16 protein-coding genes are annotated in these 19,714 nt (G+C 67.1%); 12 read left to right on the top strand and 4 right to left on the bottom strand.

Annotated elements, in window-relative coordinates:
* Nucleotides 1-115: 115 nt before the first annotated feature.
* The 4 genes from AC13GI_RS14090 to AC13GI_RS14075 form a co-directional block, all read right to left on the bottom strand.
* Complete coding sequence (locus AC13GI_RS14090; protein ID WP_482996623.1) at nt 116-1,498, bottom strand: adhesin; 1,383 nt, start codon at nt 1,496-1,498, stop codon at nt 116-118.
* 44 nt (nt 1,499-1,542) lie between these two features.
* Nucleotides 1,543-2,157, bottom strand: a complete 615-nt coding sequence (locus tag AC13GI_RS14085; RefSeq protein ID WP_482996622.1) for a hypothetical protein — start codon at nt 2,155-2,157, stop codon at nt 1,543-1,545.
* Nucleotides 2,154-2,693: a hypothetical protein gene (locus AC13GI_RS14080; RefSeq protein ID WP_482996621.1), complete on the bottom strand. Its 540-nt coding sequence runs from the start codon at nt 2,691-2,693 to the stop codon at nt 2,154-2,156. The genes AC13GI_RS14085 and AC13GI_RS14080 overlap by 4 nt, the downstream gene beginning before the upstream one ends.
* 230 nt (nt 2,694-2,923) lie before the next feature.
* Entirely contained in the window at nt 2,924-4,258 is a 1,335-nt protein-coding gene (locus tag AC13GI_RS14075) for a dicarboxylate/amino acid:cation symporter (RefSeq protein WP_100461150.1), read from the bottom strand.
* A 154-nt stretch (nt 4,259-4,412) separates the two neighbouring features.
* Between AC13GI_RS14075 and AC13GI_RS14070 the strand changes: the two genes are divergently transcribed.
* The 12 genes from AC13GI_RS14070 (at nt 4,413) to bcsB (ending at nt 19,712) form a co-directional block, all read left to right on the top strand.
* Nucleotides 4,413-6,119 carry an alkaline phosphatase gene (locus AC13GI_RS14070; protein ID WP_482996620.1) on the top strand — a complete coding sequence of 569 codons (1,707 nt, stop codon included), beginning with the start codon at nt 4,413-4,415 and terminating at the stop codon, nt 6,117-6,119.
* A complete protein-coding gene (locus AC13GI_RS14065) occupies nt 6,116-6,661 on the top strand; it encodes a WG repeat-containing protein (protein ID WP_380655871.1) in 546 nt (181 codons plus the stop codon). Before AC13GI_RS14070 ends, AC13GI_RS14065 begins: the two co-directional genes overlap by 4 nt.
* 566 nt (nt 6,662-7,227) lie before the next feature.
* Nucleotides 7,228-8,082 carry a glycosyltransferase family 2 protein gene (locus AC13GI_RS14060; protein ID WP_380655868.1) on the top strand — a complete coding sequence of 285 codons (855 nt, stop codon included), beginning with the start codon at nt 7,228-7,230 and terminating at the stop codon, nt 8,080-8,082.
* A complete protein-coding gene (locus AC13GI_RS14055) occupies nt 8,079-8,918 on the top strand; it encodes a glycosyltransferase family 2 protein (RefSeq protein WP_482996619.1) in 840 nt (279 codons plus the stop codon). The genes AC13GI_RS14060 and AC13GI_RS14055 overlap by 4 nt, the downstream gene beginning before the upstream one ends.
* Before the next feature lie 101 nt (nt 8,919-9,019).
* A complete protein-coding gene (gene pncB / locus AC13GI_RS14050) occupies nt 9,020-10,207 on the top strand; it encodes a nicotinate phosphoribosyltransferase (protein WP_099820342.1) in 1,188 nt (395 codons plus the stop codon).
* 244 nt (nt 10,208-10,451) lie between these two features.
* Nucleotides 10,452-11,990 carry a BcsE family c-di-GMP-binding protein gene (locus AC13GI_RS14045; protein WP_482996618.1) on the top strand — a complete coding sequence of 513 codons (1,539 nt, stop codon included), beginning with the start codon at nt 10,452-10,454 and terminating at the stop codon, nt 11,988-11,990.
* Nucleotides 11,987-12,166, top strand: a complete 180-nt coding sequence (gene bcsF, locus AC13GI_RS14040; protein WP_025876682.1) for a cellulose biosynthesis protein BcsF — start codon at nt 11,987-11,989, stop codon at nt 12,164-12,166. The genes AC13GI_RS14045 and bcsF overlap by 4 nt, the downstream gene beginning before the upstream one ends.
* Complete coding sequence (gene bcsG / locus AC13GI_RS14035) at nt 12,163-13,791, top strand: cellulose biosynthesis protein BcsG (protein ID WP_482996617.1); 1,629 nt, start codon at nt 12,163-12,165, stop codon at nt 13,789-13,791. The genes bcsF and bcsG overlap by 4 nt, the downstream gene beginning before the upstream one ends.
* Entirely contained in the window at nt 13,791-13,970 is a 180-nt protein-coding gene (bcsR, locus tag AC13GI_RS14030) for a cellulose biosynthesis protein BcsR (RefSeq protein WP_482996616.1), read from the top strand. The genes bcsG and bcsR overlap by 1 nt, the downstream gene beginning before the upstream one ends.
* Nucleotides 13,967-14,722 (top strand): cellulose biosynthesis protein BcsQ, encoded by a 756-nt coding sequence (gene bcsQ / locus AC13GI_RS14025; protein ID WP_482996615.1) that lies wholly within the window; start codon nt 13,967-13,969, stop codon nt 14,720-14,722. The genes bcsR and bcsQ overlap by 4 nt, the downstream gene beginning before the upstream one ends.
* Nucleotides 14,719-17,343 carry a UDP-forming cellulose synthase catalytic subunit gene (bcsA, locus tag AC13GI_RS14020; RefSeq protein WP_099820337.1) on the top strand — a complete coding sequence of 875 codons (2,625 nt, stop codon included), beginning with the start codon at nt 14,719-14,721 and terminating at the stop codon, nt 17,341-17,343. The genes bcsQ and bcsA overlap by 4 nt, the downstream gene beginning before the upstream one ends.
* Complete coding sequence (bcsB, locus tag AC13GI_RS14015) at nt 17,340-19,712, top strand: cellulose biosynthesis cyclic di-GMP-binding regulatory protein BcsB (RefSeq protein ID WP_482996614.1); 2,373 nt, start codon at nt 17,340-17,342, stop codon at nt 19,710-19,712. The genes bcsA and bcsB overlap by 4 nt, the downstream gene beginning before the upstream one ends.
* Nucleotides 19,713-19,714 lie beyond the last annotated feature (2 nt).

Genomic DNA, 19,714 nt, shown 5'->3' with positions numbered 1-19,714 from the left:
CCCCTGCCCCAAGGGGGAGGAGGGACAGGGGCCCCCGGGGGAACCCGGCCATTGGCGGATGGCCGGGCTTGTTGCGCTCAACGCAGGTTCGCTGCGAAAGCGGTCACACCGTGGATCACTCGCCGCCGCCGCTCCCACCGCCGGTGCTCGGCTGTGCCACGGCCAATGCCAGGCTGTTGGCCTGCAGGTTGCCGGTACCCGATGCCACGTTCACGCCGATGTTGCCGGACGCGCCGGAGAACGCGCTGCCGGACAGTGCCGAGGTGTTGGTCGCATTGACGTTCACCCAGCGGGTGGTGTTGACCGTGCCGCTGAGGCTGGCATACAGGTCGGCCACGCCCAGCTCGACGAACTGGCTGGTGCCGCTTTCACGCGTATCGAAGCCCAGGCCACCCACGCCCGGCCGGTTCGGGTTCATCGTTGCGTTCTGGATCTCGTTGTCCAGATCGATGTGCCCGGTCGCATTGCCACCCGGATGCGGCAGATCGCCACTCCACGTATCGAGGTAGTAGTTGGCCATCTGGTAGGCATTGCCGGTGCCGCGATAGGTACCGGCACCCACGGCCAGGGTACCGCCAGCGACGCGACCGCTCAGGCCGACCTGCACCGTATCGGTGTAGGACTGCACGAAGCCGGCGTTGGACACGGTGTTGCCGGTGGACACCTGGTTGGAGCTGATGCTCGACTGCGCCATCGCACTGGTGGCTACCGAGGCAGCAAGTGCGTTCTTCTGCTCGTTGTTGTTGCCCGAAGCGATGTTCACACCGATGTTGCCCGATGCACCGCCGAAGGCATTGCCACCGAGGCCAGCGGCGTTGGTGACGCCGGAGTTCATGGTGGTGTTGCCGAAGCCGGCCTGGTTGACGAACACCTCGGCGTCGGCCATGCCGAAGCTGAAGGAGGCATCCGCCGCCGACAGCGACGCAGCGTTGTCCTGCGCGTTGTTGTCGCCAGCCACCACGTTGAAGCCGAGGTTGCCGGAGGCACCGGCGCCGACATCATCGGCGATCGAAGCGCTGTTGGTGACCAGGCTGTTGCCGGTGACGTTGTTGCTGATCGACTGGCGGTTGTCGATCACGGCGATGGCGGCCGAGTCCAGGTCGATGTCACCGCTGATGGTCGGGTCGCCGGAGAAGTTGATGTCCGAGCTCAGCCGCAGGTCCTTCTCCAGGTTCACGTCGACGCCGTGGTTGTTCTTTTCCTTGCGCTCGTCGGCCTGGATGTTGCTGTTCTTCTGCACCTGCTCGTTGATGTTCACCGTGCGATTGCGGGTCACGTTCGAGGTGTCGGTGTTGTTGCGTACCGTGGTGTTGCTGCGGGTCCAGTTGCGGACTTCGTTGTCGGTATGGTTGTGCGTGTCGTTGCGGGTTTCGGTCACGACGTGGTTGTGGTTGATGTTCGCATTGGCGTTCTGGTTGTCCCAGCCATTGGCCGCAGCAGCGGTCGAGGCAGTGGCAATTGCCATGGCGAGTACGGTCTTTTTGACAGTCGCTTTCATGGTGCCCTCTCTCTCATCAGGTGATTGGTTCGGGTGGGTGGTACTCACGGGTTGCCCTGCACGACCAGGCCCAGAACATTGGCCGTATCGTTTCGCGCTCCCGCGATCTGATTGAGTTGCAGGACACCGTCGAAGCCCCGCAGTGCCGTCGAGGAAACGCCGACACTGCGGATACCCGCCGCAACACCGTCACCGGTGTCGCCCTGCCCCCCTGCTGACGCGATGTCCGAGGCGGCCAACGCCGTGTCATCGGATTCGCGTATTCCTTGCCGGGCCAGCGTCGCGCTGACGACATTGAGCGTCGTGTTGGCGATGCCGCTGGCCTGGTTGATCGATGCAATGCCACTGGCCCCTGCCAGTGCCTGTCCGGCGATGTGCGCGCTGGCTTCCAGTGGTGCCGACAGCACCACATCGTTGCTGTGCTGCTGCCGTGCGGCGATGGCCACGTCGGCGCGGTCACCGCTGGCCATGCCATGCAGGTTGGCCTGGAGGTTGAGATCGCCGGCCGCCTGGTTGATGGCGATGGCGCCGCTGGCACCCGCCAGTGCGCGGCCGTCGATGCGGGTCACATCGAGGTAGGCCAGCATGCCGCTGTAGTCGTCGGCCAAGGCTACGGCCGGCACTGCCAGCCAGACCGCAAGCAACACTGCGCGCTTCACTTGCCACCCGCCTGCGCTGGTGCGCCCAGCGGGAACTGCGACAGTGCGCCGCGCACCGTATCGCCAATGCCGCGTGTGGTATTGCCGACGGCCCCCAGCGGGCCGCTCATCGCACCGCTGAGGCTGCTGCCACTCATCATTCCCTCACCCGAGCGACCAAGGGTTCCGCCCAGCGCCTGCTGGGTCACCCGCTCGACCGTGGTGACACCGTGCGCGTGCACGTTGCCGGACTGGCCAGCGCCGAGGCCGGCGTAGTCGTCCTCGCTGAGTTCATCCATGCCGCTTGTGGCGCCACCGCTGCCGAGTGCAGCGGCGATCTCATGTTGCGGTTTCGGATCGGCGATCAATGCCACCCCGGGCGGCGCCATGCGGTAGGCCGGGCGCGTGGCGACATCGCGCAACAGGACGATTTCACCCGGCTGCGCCTTCACCCCCTGGCGGGCACCCGAGGCCGCAGCCGCCAGCGGAACGACCAGCATCAGCAGCAGCGCCAGCTGCCGGCCCGAAACAGTGAAAAGGGTGGTGCTGCCGTCCATGCCGCTCTCCCGTTGCCTATGCGCAGGGAGTGAGCAGCTTTCGTGCCAACTCCGGGAGGCTGTCGCAGCAGGGGTTTGACCGGCAACAGCACGGCGGCATGACGCCGCAGTGTTACAACTTCGTTCGGATTTCGTTGGCCTTAACGCGCAGGAAACACCACTGCGCAAGGCGCCATCGGGGCTGTATCAGCCGTGTTACAGGTACTGATACAGCCCGATGCAGTGCCGCTTCAGGCGCGCGGCGGGCTCGGGTCGGGATCATCGATGCCGACGTTGGTCGACGGGTTGTCGTACACCGTCTGGTCGAGCAGGCCCGTTTCCTTGGCCACGATCACCGGAACCAGCATCTGGCCCGTCACATTGGTCATCGTGCGCATCATGTCCAGGATGCGGTCGATCGCATACAGATAGCCGATGGTTTCCAGCGGCAGGTTGGCCGCACTCAGCACCACCGTCGCCATGATCACCGCCGTACCCGGCACGCCGGCAGTACCGAAGCTGCCCAGCACCGAAGCGATCAGCACCACCACGTACTGCTCCGGCGTCAGCGGCACACCGCTGTACTGGGCGATGAACACCGCGCACAGCGCCGGATAGATCGCACCGCAGCCGTCCATCTTGATGCTCGCGCCCAGCGGCACCGCGAACGAACCGTAATCCTTGTTCACGCCCAGGTTGTGGGTGATCGAACGCAGCGCGACCGGCATCGCCGCGAAGCTGGAGGAGCTGACGAACGCCACCTGCATGCCCGGCGCCGCGCCGCGGAAGAACTTCAGCGGGTTCAGGCCATGCGCCAGCAGCAGCGCGCTGTACACCACCACGATGTGCAGCGCGCAGGCCACGTACAGCGCCAGCACGAAGTGGCCCAGCGGCAGCAGCTTCTCGAAGCCATAGCTGCCGACCAGGCCGGCGATCAGGCCGAAGGTGCCGATCGGGGTGACTTCCAGCACGAAGCGGGTCACCTGGATCATGATGTCGCTCATCTGGCCGACCAGCTTGCGCGCCTCGGTCACCTTCTCGCCGAGCTTGACGATGGCAAAGCCGACCAGGCCAGCGAAGAAGATCACCGGCAGGATGGAACCACGGCCTGCGGCCAACACGGTTTCACCGGCGGCGTTGACCTTGGTGCCGATTCCCGACAGCGCGTAGAACACGTTGGACGGCACCACATCCAGCAGCACCTGCACCACGCTGGGCACTTCGCGCGGCACATAGTTGCTGGCCATCGACAGCTGCAGGCCACCGGCGCCGGGCTGCAGCACCGTACCCACGCCCAGGCCCACGCATACCGCGAGCGCGGCGGTGATCACGAACCACAGGAACGTGCGCCCGCTGAGCGCGGCCACCGATTTCTGGCCGTGCAGCGAAGAGATCGCGTTGATGACCGCGAAGAACACCAGCGGCACCGCGATCATCTTGATCAGGGTGACGTACAGCTCGCCGAGCGGGCCGAACCAGGTTTCAGCGGCCGGGCCAAGCGCCCAGCCGGCCAACGCACCGAGCACGAAGCCACCGACCACGCGCTGCCAGAATGGAATCCGCAGCCAGGCAGAGACCAGCTTCATAGGCAATCCAAGGGGGTAGGAAGGGATGCTGGCACGATAGCCCAAGGCGGGCCGCAGAACGACCGCCCACATGGCAAATCAGTGTGTCATCGGCGTGCCTTGCGAGGCCGGGCATAATGAACGTCCCGTTACACTTTGTGAGATCCCAGCGTCCATGCGTCGTTCCGTCTCCCTGTTGGCCGCCTGCGCCACGACCCTGCTGCTCGGCGCCTGCGCCAGCACCGCCCCCGCGTCCGCCCCGGCCGGCCTGAAGGTCAGCGTCGCCCCCGTCGCCCATCCTGCCGGTGAAACCCCGCAGTGGTGGTACCGCAGCGGTGCCGCCCAAGCGGCCGCCAATGGTGCGATGGCCGGCAAGGCCAAAAACGTCATCCTGTTCCTGGGTGACGGCATGAGCCTGACCACCGTGGCTGCCTCGCGTATCTACGAAGGCCAGCAGAAGGGCGGCTCGGGCGAAGAGAACCTGTTGTCGTGGGAGCGCTTCCCGGCTACCGCGTTCAGCAAGACCTACAACACCGATTCGCAGACGCCGGATTCGGCCGGCACCATGACCGCCATCACCACCGGCGTGAAGACCCACATGGGTGCGATCGGTGTCGGTGCCGGCAGCCGCACCGACTGCGCCGACAGCCTGTCCAAGGGCCTGCTGACCTGGCTGCAGCTGGCCGACAGCGCCGGCCTGGCCACCGGCGTGGTGTCCACCGCACGCCTGACCCATGCCACCCCGGCCGCGACCTATGCGCACTCGCCCGAGCGCAACTGGGAAAACGACACCGACCTGACCGAAGCGGCCAAGGCCGCCGGCTGCAAGGACATCGCCCAGCAGCTGCTGTCGACCTCGCGTTACGGCCGTGGCCCGCTGGTCGCCCTTGGTGGCGGTCGTGGTGAGTTCACCACCGTGGAAGAGCGCGACCCCGAGTACGACGACAAGGTCGGCCAGCGCCTGGACGGCCGCAGCCTGGTGCAGGAATGGCAGCAGGCGCATCCGCAGGGCGCCTATGTGTGGAACAGCAAGCAGCTGCAGGCCGCCGCCAACGCACCGGCAATCCTCGGCCTGTTCGAGCCGGACCACATGCGCTACGAGTACGAACGCCCGCAGGACCCGGCCGGTGAGCCGAGCCTGGCCGAGCTGACCGCTGCAGCGATCAAGAACCTGTCGCGCCACCAGGAAGGCTACGTGCTGATGATCGAAGGCGCGCGCATCGACCACGCCAACCACAGCGGCAACGCCTACCGTGCACTGACCGAAACCGTGGCCCTGTCCGATGCCGTGCGCGTGGCCAACGAGCTGACCTCGGCCGACGACACCCTGATCATCGTCACCGCCGACCATTCGCACACCCTGAACTTCGTCGGCTACCCGGCCCGTGGCAACCCGATCCTGGGCAAGGTGAAGGACAAGGGCGGCGAAGACGGCGCCGGCAAGCTGGATTACGCGCTGGACGGCACCGGCCAGCCGTACACCACGCTGAGCTACGCCAACGGCCCGGGCCACACCGGCAGCAGCAACCAGCAGCCGGCCGGCCCGAAGCGTTACCCGCACAACCCGAGCAGCTTCGAACCGGCCACTGGCCGCCCGAACCTGCACGATGTCGATACCGAGCATCCGGATTACATGCAGGAAGCGCTGGTCCCGATGAAGTCCGAATCGCATGGTGGCGAAGACGTCGGCATCTGGGCACGCGGCCCGGGCAGCAAGGCGATCCGCGGCACCCTGGAACAGAACGCGATCTACCACATGATCGTGCAGGCCACCCCGGCCCTGCGCGATCGCCTGTGCAAGGCCGGCACCTGCGACGACAAGGGCGTACCGGTGGAACTGCCGGCACCGGCCACCTTCGAGCGCAAGGCTGGCAGCAAGTGATGGCACGGCCGGCACGCCCTGCCCTGGCCAGCCTCCGCCGTGCGCGCTGGCTGGCCCTGCTGGGCGTGCTGGCCAGCACCTGGGCGTCGGCGCAGGGGCCGGCCTGCAAGGTCATGACCGAAGAACACGGGTTGTGGATGCTGCCTGGCTGCGAAGTCGTCGATCACAAGCCGCAGATCAGCGCGGACACCCTGCAGGATCTTCCCTACGACGGCGATGGCCTGGCGCTGGTACAGACCGCCGACGGCTTCCACTACGTCGACCGTCGCGGCCGCAGCCAGGCGGTGATCGCCTGGGACAACGGCGCAGATCCGCTGCAGGAAGGCCTGTTCCGCGGCCGCGTCGGCGACCGCGTGGGCTACTTCAACGCCGCCTTCGAGCAGGTGATTGCGGCCACGTTCGATTTTGCCTGGCCATTCCAGGACGGCGTGGCTGAGGTCTGCAACGGCTGCCGTCGTGGCACGCCCGATGGCGACGGGCATACGCCGATGGAAGGCGGCGAGTGGTTCCGTATCGATCGTTCCGGTCGCCGGCTGAAGTAAGGGGTTTATCGGCAGGGCTGCGCCCTGCACCTGCCGAAGCAACAGCAACGGCCGAAACAACAGCAACAGCGGCATTCCGTGGGATGGCGGTGCACTGTGGGTTTGCGGGGACGCCGTGAATCCGTCCATGGAGGCTTGGTCGCCGCATCCATGCGGCTCACACCCCGCAAACCCACAGTGCCCCGCCTTCGACAGTTGGCCGGTGGCCAGTAGATCCACGCCATGCGTGGATGAATCTCTTTCAGATATCGAATGAAATTCTGGGGTCAGATCCATTTTCCTGCGGAAAACGGATCTGACCCCAAGAGCCATTCCAACAGTTCGCGGAAAACTGTCGAAAGCGGGGTGTGTCGGGGGGCGGGGGCGTGCGCCCATGGGCTGGCGCGACCGAGCCTACAGGGACGTATTTACGGCGTCCCCCGCCACCGGACACACCCCGCCATCCCACAGGAAACCCGCTTCGGCTGTTGCTGTTGCCGTTGCTGCGGCCTCTGCAAGTGCCGGGTGCAACCCGGCCGACACCCACCCGATGCTACGCTGTGGCCACCGACAACCACGGAGGCGGGATGGGGGCGATCGTGTTGTTGCCGCTGGGCGTGGACGACGCGGTACTTGACCGCTGCCTGGCCGCGCTTGATGCCGGTACCGCAGCGGGTACATCGATCTGGCTGGGCGATGACGCGCAGGCCGGGCCACGTGCACAGGCAGTGGTCGAACACTGGCTGGCACATACCCCGCTGCAGGCCGAATACACCCGCCGCGCCAGACCCCTCGGCGAGGTTGCCCACCTGGACGAAATGCTGCGTGCCTGCGATGGCCTGGATGTCGCGGTGCTGGCCCCGGACAGCGTGCCTGCACCGGGATGGCTGCAGCAGTTGCAGGCCACGTTTGCGCGTGACGCCGCCATTGCCACCGCCACGCCGTGGTGCAACGTGGGCGAGACCGCTGCCTGGCCACGGCTGGGTGAACTCAACCCCGAACCGGACGACCCGGCGCTGCTGGCCCACGTGTGCGCCGCACTGCCGACCCTGCACCCCGAACTCCCCTCGGCAGTCACCCACGCGGTGCTGGTGCGCGCCAATGCGCGGCGGCGTGCCGGCGGCCTGGACGCAGAAAGCTACCTGGGCTGGAACGCGGCGCTGGTCGATCTGAGCCTGCGCATGGCCGGTCTCGGCTGGCGCAACGTGTTGTGCGAAAACGCCTTCGTCAGCCGTGCCAGTGAAGCGCCCAGCCGCGACGGCGATCTGGAGGCACTGGCCGCGCGCTGGCCGGGTTGGGTACCGCGGTTGGCTGACTTCCTGATGCACGACCCGCTGCATACGTTGCGCCAGGACCTGCAGCACAACCTGCAGCAGGCGATAATGCCGCGCGGGCAGGGCGACCTGTTCGTCTCGCCATCACCGCTGGAGCCGCCTGTTTGAATGCCGCCATTGCCGCCATCGTCGTCACCTACCAGAGCGGCAGCACCATCGATGCCTGCCTGTCGCGACTGCGCCAGGCGCACGACGTGGCCGAGATCCGGGTGATCGACAACGGCTCGCTGGATGACACGTTGGAGGTCATCCAGCGCCATGCCAGCCACGATCCGCGCGTACGCTTCATCGCCAATCCGGACAATCCCGGTTTCGCCGCAGCCAACAACCAGGGCGTTGCCGATTCACGCAGCCCGTGGCTGGCCTTCATCAATCCCGACCTGATGGTTGAAGTCGATACCCTCGCCGCACTGCGTGACCGTGCCAGTGCGGTGGGCGACAGCCTGCTGGGCGTGGAGCAGGTGGACGAACACGGCCAGGCCGATGACGCGGTACGGCGTCGTGATCCTGACTTCCTTGCCATGCTGCGCTCGCCCGGTCGCGGCGCGCGGCTGGCCATTGCCCGCGACCCGGCGCAGCCGTTGCAGCAGGTGCCGGCATTGTCCGGTGCGCTGCTGTTGATGCCGCGAGCCCTGTTCGATCGCATCGGCGGCTGGGATGCCGGCTACCGGCTGCATGCCGAAGACCTGGACCTGTGCCGTCGCGTGCGTGAGGCCGGCGGCGTGGTCGCCGTCGCCAACGACCTGAAGGTGACCCACGTGCGTGGGGTGTCCAGCCGTTCGCGCCCGTTCTTCGTGGAATGGCACAAGCATCGCGGGCTGTGGCGCTACTTCAGCAAATTCGAGGCGTCGCAGCGGTCGTTGCCGGTACGGCTGGCGGTGTGGGGGGCGATCTGGGCCCATGCCCTGGTGCAGGTGCCGCGGCTGCTGCGCAGGTCTTTGTAGAGCCGAGCCCATGCTCGGTTGCATGGATGGGGTCATCCACGCATGGCGTGGCTCTACTGGCGGCGCCCCCGGTTCACCCCTACAGGCGCATAATTCCAGCCATGCCTATCATCCAGTCCCTGCTCGACACCGACCTGTACAAGTTCACCATGATGCAGGCGGTGCTGCACCAGCACCCCGGCGCGCAGGTTCAATACCGTTTCAAATGCCGCACCCCCGGTATCGAACTGGCCCGCTACATCGACCAGATCGATGAGGAGATCGACCACCTGTGCAGCCTGCGCTTCAGCAATGAAGAGCTGGACTACATGCGTGGCCTGCGCTTCGTGAAGCCGGATTTCGCCGACTTCCTCGGCCTGTTCCACCTGGACCGCAAGTACATCCAGCTGCGCGCATCGAAGACCGTGCCCGGCGAGATCGAACTGGACATCACCGGTCCGTGGCTGCACACCATCCTGTTTGAAGTGCCGTTGCTGGCGATCATCAACGAAGTCTGGTTCCGCAACACCACCACGGCCGATTTCGCCGAGGGCGAGCGCCGCCTGCAGGCCAAGGCCGCACTGCTGCGCGATACCCCCGGTTTCGAACAGTGCCGCATCGCCGACTACGGCAGCCGCCGCCGCTACTCGCGCGACTGGCATGCGCGCCTGCTGCCGCTGCTGCGCGATGCGCTGGGCCCGCAGCTGGTCGGCACCAGCAACGTGCACTTCGCGCGCCTGTACGGCATGACCCCGCACGGCACCATGGCCCACGAATACCTGCAGGCGTTCCAGGCGCTGGGCCCGCGCCTGCGCGATTCGCAGGTGGCGGCGCTGGAATCGTGGGCACGCGAGTACCGCGGCGACCTCGGCATCGCGCTGTCCGATGTGGTCGGGCTGGACGCGTTCCTGCGCGACTTCGACATGTATTTCTGCAAGCTGTTCGACGGCGTGCGCCATGATTCCGGCGACCCGTTCGACTGGGGCGACCGTATGCTGGCCCACTTCCAGCAGCGCCGCGTCGATCCGCGCAGCAAGGTGCTGGTGTTCAGCGATGGGCTCGACATCACCAAGGTGATGCGCCTGTACGACTACTTCCGCGGCCGCTGCCAGGTGGCGTTCGGCGTGGGTACCCATCTGACCAACGATCTGGGGCCGACCCCGCTCAACATCGTCATCAAGATGGTCCGCTGCAATGGCCAGCCGGTGGCCAAGCTCAGCGACTCGCCGGGCAAGAGCATGTGCGATGACCCGGGCTACCTGTCCTACCTGCGGCAGGTGTTCGAGCTGCCGGACCCGGGCCAGGCCTGATCGAGTCCGGTCCGGGGCCGCGCTGCGGCCAGCGGGATGTGGCTGCCTGCGCGCGGTGCTTGCTGGCCCTCGCGCCTGGCTGCAATTGACCGTGTCTTGATGCCGCAAGCGGCAGGATCGACGTTATCATGCGGTTTCAACCACATGAATGTGACGTGCGTCATCAAATGAGTTCCCTTCGCTGCAGTATCCACCCTGCAAGTCTGCCAATGGATCCGCCGATGGCCGCTGGAAGGAACAACGCGTGACGGCGCCCCATCTTGCCATTGCCGGCATGCCGGCCGAGTTCGTCGAAATGCGCAGTGGCGGCGTGTACTGGGTCGTTGCCGCCGGCAGCGCGCCGGCCGATCTGCTGGGCGCCAGTGCGCTGACCGGTGCGGGCGATCTGGATGACGTAGTGCTGGCGACGCTGGGGCGCGGTGTCGAGCCGATGCTGTCCCTGCTGACTGCCGAACAAGGCCCTGCACGGGTGCGCATGTTCCAGTGTTCGCATCAGGGCATGCAGCAGGCCCTGCGTGGCCTTGCCGAGGATCTGCCCCGCGCTTCGGGTTCCACGACGCGCATGTGCGTCGTGCAGTTTCCGGTGGCTGCACTGGACGGGTGGGACGATGCGCGTTTGTCGCGCTGGTGCCAACGCCTGCAGCACTGGGCGCAGCAGGCCGCTCAGGTCCTGTTGCTGCTGTGCCATGGCGAGGTGGCCACGGTCGCGCCACGCCTGTTGCCCTTGAACCGGAGCTGCGCTGGCGTCGCCCAGTTGCATCCGCACCGTGGTGCACTGCAGCTGTTGCTGCATTACTGGACCAACAGCCACGGCGTCGTCGCACAACGTGCCTTCACTGTCGAACAGGTCGGCCAGCGCCTGCAGCGCGTGGTCGACCCCGAGGTCGAAGCGCCGTCAGTGGCGGGCGAGGGCGGCAGTGACCGCGACCTGTTCCTGGCCCAGACCGATGTGCTGGAAGGTGCCCCGCCGTTGTCGTCGGCCTGGCGCCTGTACGAAGGGTGGGCTGGCCTGATGCCGGCCGCACTGCAGGCACGCGAGGCCACGGTAGTGGTGGCCATCAGTGAAAACGCACAGGTCGATGCGCTGGCTCGATTGCTGCATCGCCTGCGCCGTGAGCGCGGCGATGCCCTGAAGCTGGTGGTGCGCGAACTGCAGCCCTGCCTGCGCTACGCCGATGAGCGGCTGTTGCTGCAGTGCGGTGGCAGCCTGGTGGTGCCTGCACGCACCCCTTTGCCGCGCCTGCTGACCCTGCTCGACACCGTGCAGCGGCAGCGTTGGCAGGGCCAGTTGGCGGACGATCCGGAACCGTTGATCCGTGCGCACCGGCCACCGTCGATCAGTGGCCAGGTCAGTGCATCACGCTTCCGCCAGATCGCCAGTGAACGCATCGACCAGGACGGCAGCGCCGTGGAAAGTGCGGTGCTGGCATTGCAGCCGGTGGCTGGCCTGCGCGCCGAGCAGACGCTGCAGCAGCTGCGCATCCGCCGCCAGGGCGACCTGGCCTGCGTATACCGCGGACAGGTGCGCCTGTTCCTGTTCGGTTGCCGCCGCGATGCCATCGAACAGGCGCTGGGCAACCTGTTCCGCCTGCCCTGGCGCGAGCTGTTCGACGGTTACCAGCGGCTTGCCGAATACGATATCGCGGCGATGAACGCCAGCGGCAGCGATCCAGAGACCGAACTGCTGCCGCAGCCTGCGGAACCAGTGGCGAGCTCGGTAACCGCAGTTGTCGCAGCGCCATTTGCCACACCAACGCCGCTGCGGCTGGGAGACGACGCATGACCACCGACCAGCAGCTGTGGACGTTGATCGTCGCCTGCGCGGTACTGATGATCCCGTTCGGCGCGATGCTGGGCGTGCTGTGGCGCGGCCTGCGCCGACGCGTCGGTGGGTGGTTGCCGCCTCGCCACCTGCGCCGGGCCGGCGTGCGCCAGCGTGCACCGCGGAGGCCGGCATGAGTCCGCAGGCATTGCCCGCATCACCGTTCGCCTGGGCCGACCTGCGTGGCTGGAACCTGTACTTCCTGTCCAAGGTGGTGCTGGCCTGGATGGGCGCGCTGGATCTGAAGATCCTGCCCAACCTGCTGTTCCTCGGCGCACTGCTGGTGCCGTTGCGTTGGCGCTGGGCGCGCATCGCGCGCACGGTGGTGGCTGTCCCCGTGGGTGTGGCGCTGTACTACCAGGACACCTGGTGGCCGCCGTTCCAGCGATTGCTGGCGCAGCCGGGCGTGCTCGATTTCTCTGCCGACTACTGGCTGGAACTGGCGCAGCGCTTCATCAACTGGCAGATGGTGGCGGTGCTGGCCCTGCTGCTGGTGGCCTATTACCTGCTGAAACCGTGGCTGCGCATCACCACCCTCAGCGTGCTGGGCATGCTCGGCATGGCGGTGGTCGCGCTGCCGCTGCCGGCCGGGCTGGTCGCGGGATCGGGCCAGGCGGTGGCGGCCACCGGCAATGCGGGTGGCGGCCGTGCGCAGCTGGCGCCGGCCAGCAACGACAACCTCAACGCCTGGCTGGCCAGTTTCTACCAGCAGCAGTCGAGCCTGAAGACGGCGTTCCCGGCGCCGGCCAGCGGCGCGCCGTTCGACGTCATCATCCTCAACATCTGTTCGCTGGCCTGGAGTGACCTGGACGAAGTGGGGCTGCGGCAGAACAACCTGCTCGACCGCATGGACGTGGTGTTCGACGACTTCAATTCGGCAACCGCCTACAGCGGACCCGCGGCGATCCGCCTGCTGCGCGCCAGCTGCGGGCAGACCTCGCATACCGCGTTGTTCGATCCGGTGCCGGCCGAATGCCAGCTGTTCTCCAACCTGCAGCGCCTCGGCTTCCAGAGCGAGGTGGCCATGAATCACGACGGTCACTTCGACGATTTCATCGGTGAGCTGTCCAAGTACGGCGGCCTGCAGGCCAAGCCGATGGACATCAATCCGCTGCCGCGCGCGCTGGTGGCGTTCGACAAATCGCCGTTGCGTCGCGATGGCGACGTGCTGAACAGCTGGTTCAAGCAACGCCAGGCCGAGTCCACCCAGCAGGTGGCGCTGTTCTACAACACCATCTCGCTGCACGACGGCAACCGCATCGTCGGCGCCGATGGCCGTGCCAACGCTGCCGACTACAAGGCGCGTGCGCAGATGGTACTGGGCGACATGGCCGGTTTCGTCGATGCGGTGGAGAAGAGCGGACGACGGGCGATGATCGTGGTGGTGCCCGAACACGGCGCTGCCCTGCATGGCGATCGCATGCAGATCCCGGGCATGCGCGAAATTCCCAGCCCGTCGATCACCCATGTGCCGGTGGGGGTGAAGCTGGTGGGCATGGGCGCGCCTGCCGCCGGTGGCCCACGGCATGTCCCCGAGCCGAGCAGCTACCTGGCCATCTCCGAGCTGGTGGCACGGGTGTACGCGCTCAACGCACAATCGCCGCCGGCCGACCGCGACTGGAACAGCCTGCTCAAGGGGCTGCCACAGACGCCGTCGGTGTCCGAGAACGAGGGTGCCAAGGTCATCGACTACGACGGCAAGCCATGGCTGCAGCTGCAGGGCAGCCAGACCTGGAGCCCTTACCCCGAGGACAAACGCTGATGGCCGCTGACATCCTCACGGTGCCCACCACGCTGTCGGTCGAGGAAGACGACATCGACCTGCTGCGGCGCAGCCTGAACATGCCGGAGATGCCCTATGTGGACTTCTCGGCGCAGAACGAGCGCGCGCAGGCGTTGGCACGCTGGCCGCTGCTGGCCGAACTGGAGCAGCAGCCATGAGTACGGTGCTGTCCCTGCAGGGCGTGCATGGTGGCACCGGCGTGACCACTGTGCTGGCGGCGCTGGGCCAGGCCCTGCATGTGCAGGGCCAGCGCGTGCTGCTGGTCGAATGCAGCCCGGACCAGATGCTGGGCCTGCACCTGGGCCTGCCAGCCAAGGAGGCAGGCGGCTGGGCACGCGCCCAGCTTGATGGGGGCGACTGGCGCGCGTCGGCCTTCGCCTGCGCGCCTGGCCTGGCCGTGCTTCCCTACGGTCGCGTCGATCTCGGCGAGGCACTGCGGGTCGAGCAGTGGCTGCAAACTGCCCCGGCAACCTGGGCCGAGCGCATGCCGCTGCTGTCCTCGCAGTTCGACTGGCTGCTGTTCGACCTGCCACAGCGGCTGCCGGCGCACGTGGCTGCGATCAATCAGCACGCCGCCTGCACTCTGCCGTTGCGCCTGGCCTGTGTCGATCCGACCAGCCATGTGGTGCTGCAACGGCAGAATGCCGACGCACGCCGTGTTCTGGCCAATCGCTACGATCCCGCCGTACCGGTACAGCGCGACCTGATGCAGTTGTGGCTGCACTCGCATGCTGCGCGCCTGCTGCCGCAACCGCTGCACGAGGATGCGCGGGTGCCGGCGGCGTTGGCCAGCAAGCAGCCGCTGGGCCGTCATGCGGCCGATTCGCTGGCCGCGGCGGATATCGATGGTCTCGCGTTGTGGTGCCTGGCCGAGGCTGCCCGGCGGCAGGCGGAGGGTGCGCACGGATGAGCGCGCGGGTCTACTACCTGCATTGGAGCCGCCTGCGTGATCGGGTCCATGCGCCGTGGGCGACCTGCCTGGTGCTGTGGCTGCTGCAGGCCATCGGCTGGGCGTTCCTGCGCCTGGAAGCTCCGGCGTGGCAGGCACTGGCACCGCGCCTGCGCGGTGCGTTCCCGCAGTTGCAGGGCGACCGTCGCTGGCGCCCGGGCGACCCGCTGCGGTTGCTGATCCAGGCCGTGTGGCTGTCGATCGTGCGCCTGGTGCCGCGTCCATCGCAGCGCAGGCAACGACTGGCCCGCGCGCGCCGGCAACGCATCGCCGAACTGCGCGGTGCTGCCGGGCGTGGTCACCTGCGCTACGTGCGTGCGATGCGCGATGCGCCCAACGAGGTCTGGAACAGCCGCATCATGGCCTGGGCCAGCCAGCGCCTGCAGGCGTTGTCGCCGCGCACGCGCAATCTGCTGACCTTCCTGATCGGTCTGGCCACGCTGGGCCTGGCCGTGTTGTGCATCACCCAACCGTTCACCTACTTCGCGCAGTTCGTGTTCGTACTACTGCTGTGGGTCATCGCCCTGCTGGTGCGGCGCATGCAGGGGCGCTACGCCACCCTGGTACTGGTGGTGCTGTCGATGACGGTGTCCTGCCGCTACCTGTGGTGGCGCTACACGGCCACGTTGAACTGGAACAGCACCTTCGACCTGATCTGCGGACTGGTACTGCTGGCCGCGGAAACCTACTCGTGGCTGGTGCTGATGCTGGGCTATGTGCAGGTGGCGTGGCCGCTGCGTCGTCGCCCGGCGCCGCTGCCGGCCGATGTCCAGCAGTGGCCGACGGTGGATGTGCTCATTCCCACCTACAACGAAGACCTGGCCCTGGTACGGCACACCGTGTACGCGGCGATGGGCCTGGACTGGCCGGCCGACAAGCTGCGCATCCACATTCTTGACGACGGCAGGCGCGAGGAGTTCCGCGCCTTCGCCGAGCGCGCCGGGGTGAACTACATCACCCGCACCGACAATCGCCACGCCAAGGCGGGCAACCTCAACCATGCCCTGACCCTGATCGATGGCGAACTGGTGGCCATCTTCGACAGCGATCATCTGCCGGTGCGTTCGTTCCTGCAGGTCTCCTGTGGCTGGTTCCTGCGCGACCCGAAGCTGGCACTGGTACAGACGCCGCATCACTTCTTCTCGGCCGATCCGTTCGAGCGCAACCTGCAGGTGTTCCGCAGCGACCCCAACGAGGGCGAACTGTTCTACGGGCTGGTGCAGGATGGCAATGACCTGTGGAACGCGGCGTTCTTCTGCGGCTCCTGCGCGGTGCTGCGTCGCGAGGCGATCGATGCCATTGGCGGCTTTGCCACCGAGACCGTCACCGAGGACGCGCACACGGCGCTGCGCCTGCACCGCAACGGCTGGAACTCGGCGTACCTGCGCATCCCGCAGGCGGCCGGCCTGGCCACCGACAGCCTCGGCGCGCACGTCAACCAGCGCATCCGCTGGGCACGCGGCATGGTGCAGATCTTCCGCATCGACAACCCGCTGATCGGCAAGGGCCTGAGCCTGTTCCAGCGCTTCTGCTACGCGAACGCAATGCTGCACTTCCTCGCCGGCATTCCACGCCTGGTGTTCCTCACCGCGCCGCTGGCGTTCCTGCTGCTGCACGTCTACATCATCTACGCGCCGGCCTTGGCGATCCTGCTGTTCGTGGTGCCGCACATGGCCCACGCCAGCCTCACCAACGCGCGCATCCAGGGCAAGTACCGCCGCCCCTTCTGGGGTGAGGTGTATGAGACGGTGCTGGCCTGGTACATCGCACGGCCGACCACCATTGCGCTGTTCAGCCCGGGGCGTGGCAAGTTCAACGTCACCGACAAGGGGGGCACGCAGGCCGGTGATCGCTTCGATTGGCGCGTGGCACGGCCTTACCTGGTGCTGGCGCTGTTGAACGTGCTGGGCCTGTGCTTCGCGGTCTGGCGTTTCATGCATGGCCCGGCCGACGAACGTGGCACGGTGGTCGTCAGCTCGCTGTGGGTGCTGTACAACCTGCTGATCATCGGTGGGGCACTGGCCGTGGCCGCCGAAGTGCAGCAGGTACGCCGCACCCATCGCGTCACCACGCGTCTGCCGATGGCCCTGCAGGTTCCCGATGGTCGCCGCCTGCGTGGTGTCATGCAGGACTACTCCAACGACGGTGTCGGCATCGAGCTGGGCGACGACCCGCAACTGCTTGAGGGCCAACCGGTGCAGGTACTGTTGGGCCGGGGCCGTCGCGAGTTCGCGTTCCCCGCGCGCGTGCAACGCAGCGTCGGCCACCGCCTCGGCCTGCTGCTGACCTTCGAGAACGAACGCCAGCGCGTGGAATTTGCCCAGTGCACCTTTGCCCGCGCAGATGCGTGGCTCGACTGGCACGCCGGCTACCAGCCCAAGAGCCTGCCACGCAGCCTGTGGAGCGTGCTGGTGCTTGGCTGGCGCGGTTACCGGCGGATGGGCGATTTCGCACCGTTCGACCTCGACCGCCCCGCGCACTGGAACCGTCGCCTGCTGCGCTGGCTGGCCAGTTTCGCCCCGCAACGTCCGCTTCCATCCCACCCGGCTGACCCAGCCGCTGATCCAGGGCTTCGTCCATGAGCATTCCGTCCTCTCTGCGCTGGCTGCTGTTGCCTCTGCTGGCCTTGCCTGTGGCCTCGGGCAACAGTGCGCCGGCCCCCGTGCCGGCATCTGCCACCAGCCCCACGCCGGCCGCCCCGCAAGCACAGGTCGCGGTGCCGACGCCGGTTGCGGCTGCAGCGGTTCCTGCGCAGCGCAGTGAAGCCGCACTGCCGCAGACCTGGGCAGGCAGTGCGTGGCCCTGGCAGCGCGAAAGCACGTTCGCCCAGTTGGGCCGTCGCCAGGACACGCTGCTGTCGGGCGTGCGCAACGCGACCACCTTCGAATTCCAGGTACGCCGCGATCGCCTGGCCCGCGAAGCCGAGCTGGACCTGAGCTTCACGCCGTCGCCGTCGCTGCTGCCGACCCTGTCGCATCTGCGGGTCTATCTCAACGACGCGTTGATGGGGGTAGTGCCGATCAGCAACGACCAGCTTGGCCGCCCGGTGCAGGCCAAGCTGCCGCTGGATGCGCGCCTGATCGCCGACTTCAACCAGGTGCGGCTGGAGTTTGTCGGCCATTACACCGACATCTGCGAAGAACCCACCCACAGCTCGCTGTGGGTGAACCTGTCCAGCAACAGCACGCTGCGCCTGGGCGGACAACCGCTGGCGATGCAGGACGACCTGGCCAACTTCCCGTTGCCCTTCTTCGATCCGCGCGACACCGCGCGGCTGGAGCTGCCGGTGGTGTTCGGTGCCGCACCGACGCTGGCCCAGCAACGCGCCGGTGCAGTGATGGCCTCCTATTTCGGCAGCCTGGCCGGTTGGTGGCGGCAGGCACGCTTCCCGGTCAGCTTCGGCCAACTGCCGGCGCAGGGGCATGCCGTGGTGCTGGCGGTCAATGGCAAGTTCCCGCCGGTGATCGCCAACCATGCACCGGTGAAGGGCCCGGTGGTTGAACTGATGGCGCTGCCGGAGGACCCGCAGCGCAAACTGCTGCTGGTGCTGGGCCGCAACGACGACGACCTGCAGAAGGCGGTGGCGGCGATGGCGGCGGGCAACGCGCTGTTCCGTGGCAGCCAGGTCAGCATCGACGAGGTCAAGCCGTTGGCCCCGCGCAAGCCGTACGACGCACCGAACTGGGTGCGTACCGATCGTGCCGTGCGTTTGGCCGAACTGCTCGACTATCCCCAGCAGCTGCATGCGAACGGGGTGTCTCCGCAGCCGATCACGGTCAGCCTCAACCTGCCACCGGATCTTTTCATCTGGCGCAACCAGGGCATTCCGCTGAACCTGCGTTACCGCTACACGCCGCCGTTCGGCAGCGATGAATCGCGACTGGGCGTCGCAATCAACGAACAGTTCATTTCCAGCTTCCCGCTGGTGCGTCGCAACGGCAAGCAGGGCCTGGAGGAAATCCGCCTGCCGGTGCTGGCCGGTGACGCCGGTGCCGACGACGGCCGCCTGCTGATTCCCTCGCTCAAGCTGGGTGATCGCAACCAGCTGCGCTTTGATTTCAACTTCGCCAGCGTGATGGGCAGCGCCCAGCGCGACCACTGCCAGACCGTGCTGCCGCCGAACCTGCAGGCGGCGATCGAAGAAGATTCGACCATCGACTTCTCCGGTTTCCACCACTACATGGGCCTGCCGGACCTGTCCGCATTCGCGCTTAGTGGATTCCCCTTCAGCCGCATGGCCGATCTGTCCGAGACAGTGGTGCTGGTGCCGGCAACGGCAAGCGAATCGCAGGTCAGCCTGCTGTTGAATCTGGTGGGGGGCCTGGGCGTGCAGACCGGATACCCGGCCTATGGCCTGCGCCTGTCCGATGACTGGAAGCAGGCCAGCGCGATGGATGCCGACCTGCTGATGCTGGGTGCAATGCCGGCCGAACTGCGCGGCAGCGATCAGTTGTCGCTGCTGATCGATGACCAGCGCACGCGCCTGCTCAATGGCCAGTCACCGTCGCCCCAGCTGGCGATGGAGCAGGCCCGTCGCGGCAGCCGCGCCGGTGATCCGGCGGTCACCCAGGTGGCGGTCACCGCCGAAGCGCCCTTCGCGGCGATCATCGGCCTGCAGTCGCCGCATCATGCGCAGCGCAGCATCGTCTCGCTGGCAGCCAGCAATGCCGCCGACTACGGCCTGCTCGACGACGCCCTCAGCGATACCGGCAAGCGCCAGGCGATTGCCGGTTCGGTGGCGATCCTGCGCAGTTCGGGCATCCACAGCCAGTTCGTCGGCGACCATTACTACGTGGGCGCGCTGCCGTGGTGGCTGCTGCTCTGGTACCACCTGGCTGATCACCCCGCGCTGCTGGCGGTATTGGCCACGGTGGTGGTGCTGATGGTGGCCTTCCTGTTCTGGCGGGTGCTGCGCTGGGTGGCGGCCAAGCGGCTGGATCCGGGGCACTGATT

This window comes from Stenotrophomonas sp. 82F1 (assembly GCF_056861525.1).
This window is presented reverse-complemented; position numbering and strand designations above follow the sequence as displayed.

Coding starts and splice junctions, on each gene's coding strand:
- bcsF (WP_025876682.1), top strand. CDS start 11,987: ATGACCACCGACCAGCAGCTGTGGACGTTGATCGTCGCCTGCGCGGTA.
- AC13GI_RS14090 (WP_482996623.1), bottom strand. CDS start 1,498: ATGAAAGCGACTGTCAAAAAGACCGTACTCGCCATGGCAATTGCCACT.
- AC13GI_RS14070 (WP_482996620.1), top strand. CDS start 4,413: ATGCGTCGTTCCGTCTCCCTGTTGGCCGCCTGCGCCACGACCCTGCTG.
- bcsQ (WP_482996615.1), top strand. CDS start 13,967: ATGAGTACGGTGCTGTCCCTGCAGGGCGTGCATGGTGGCACCGGCGTG.
- AC13GI_RS14080 (WP_482996621.1), bottom strand. CDS start 2,693: ATGGACGGCAGCACCACCCTTTTCACTGTTTCGGGCCGGCAGCTGGCG.
- pncB (WP_099820342.1), top strand. CDS start 9,020: ATGCCTATCATCCAGTCCCTGCTCGACACCGACCTGTACAAGTTCACC.
- bcsB (WP_482996614.1), top strand. CDS start 17,340: ATGAGCATTCCGTCCTCTCTGCGCTGGCTGCTGTTGCCTCTGCTGGCC.
- bcsG (WP_482996617.1), top strand. CDS start 12,163: ATGAGTCCGCAGGCATTGCCCGCATCACCGTTCGCCTGGGCCGACCTG.
- bcsA (WP_099820337.1), top strand. CDS start 14,719: ATGAGCGCGCGGGTCTACTACCTGCATTGGAGCCGCCTGCGTGATCGG.
- bcsR (WP_482996616.1), top strand. CDS start 13,791: ATGGCCGCTGACATCCTCACGGTGCCCACCACGCTGTCGGTCGAGGAA.
- AC13GI_RS14060 (WP_380655868.1), top strand. CDS start 7,228: ATGGGGGCGATCGTGTTGTTGCCGCTGGGCGTGGACGACGCGGTACTT.
- AC13GI_RS14075 (WP_100461150.1), bottom strand. CDS start 4,258: ATGAAGCTGGTCTCTGCCTGGCTGCGGATTCCATTCTGGCAGCGCGTG.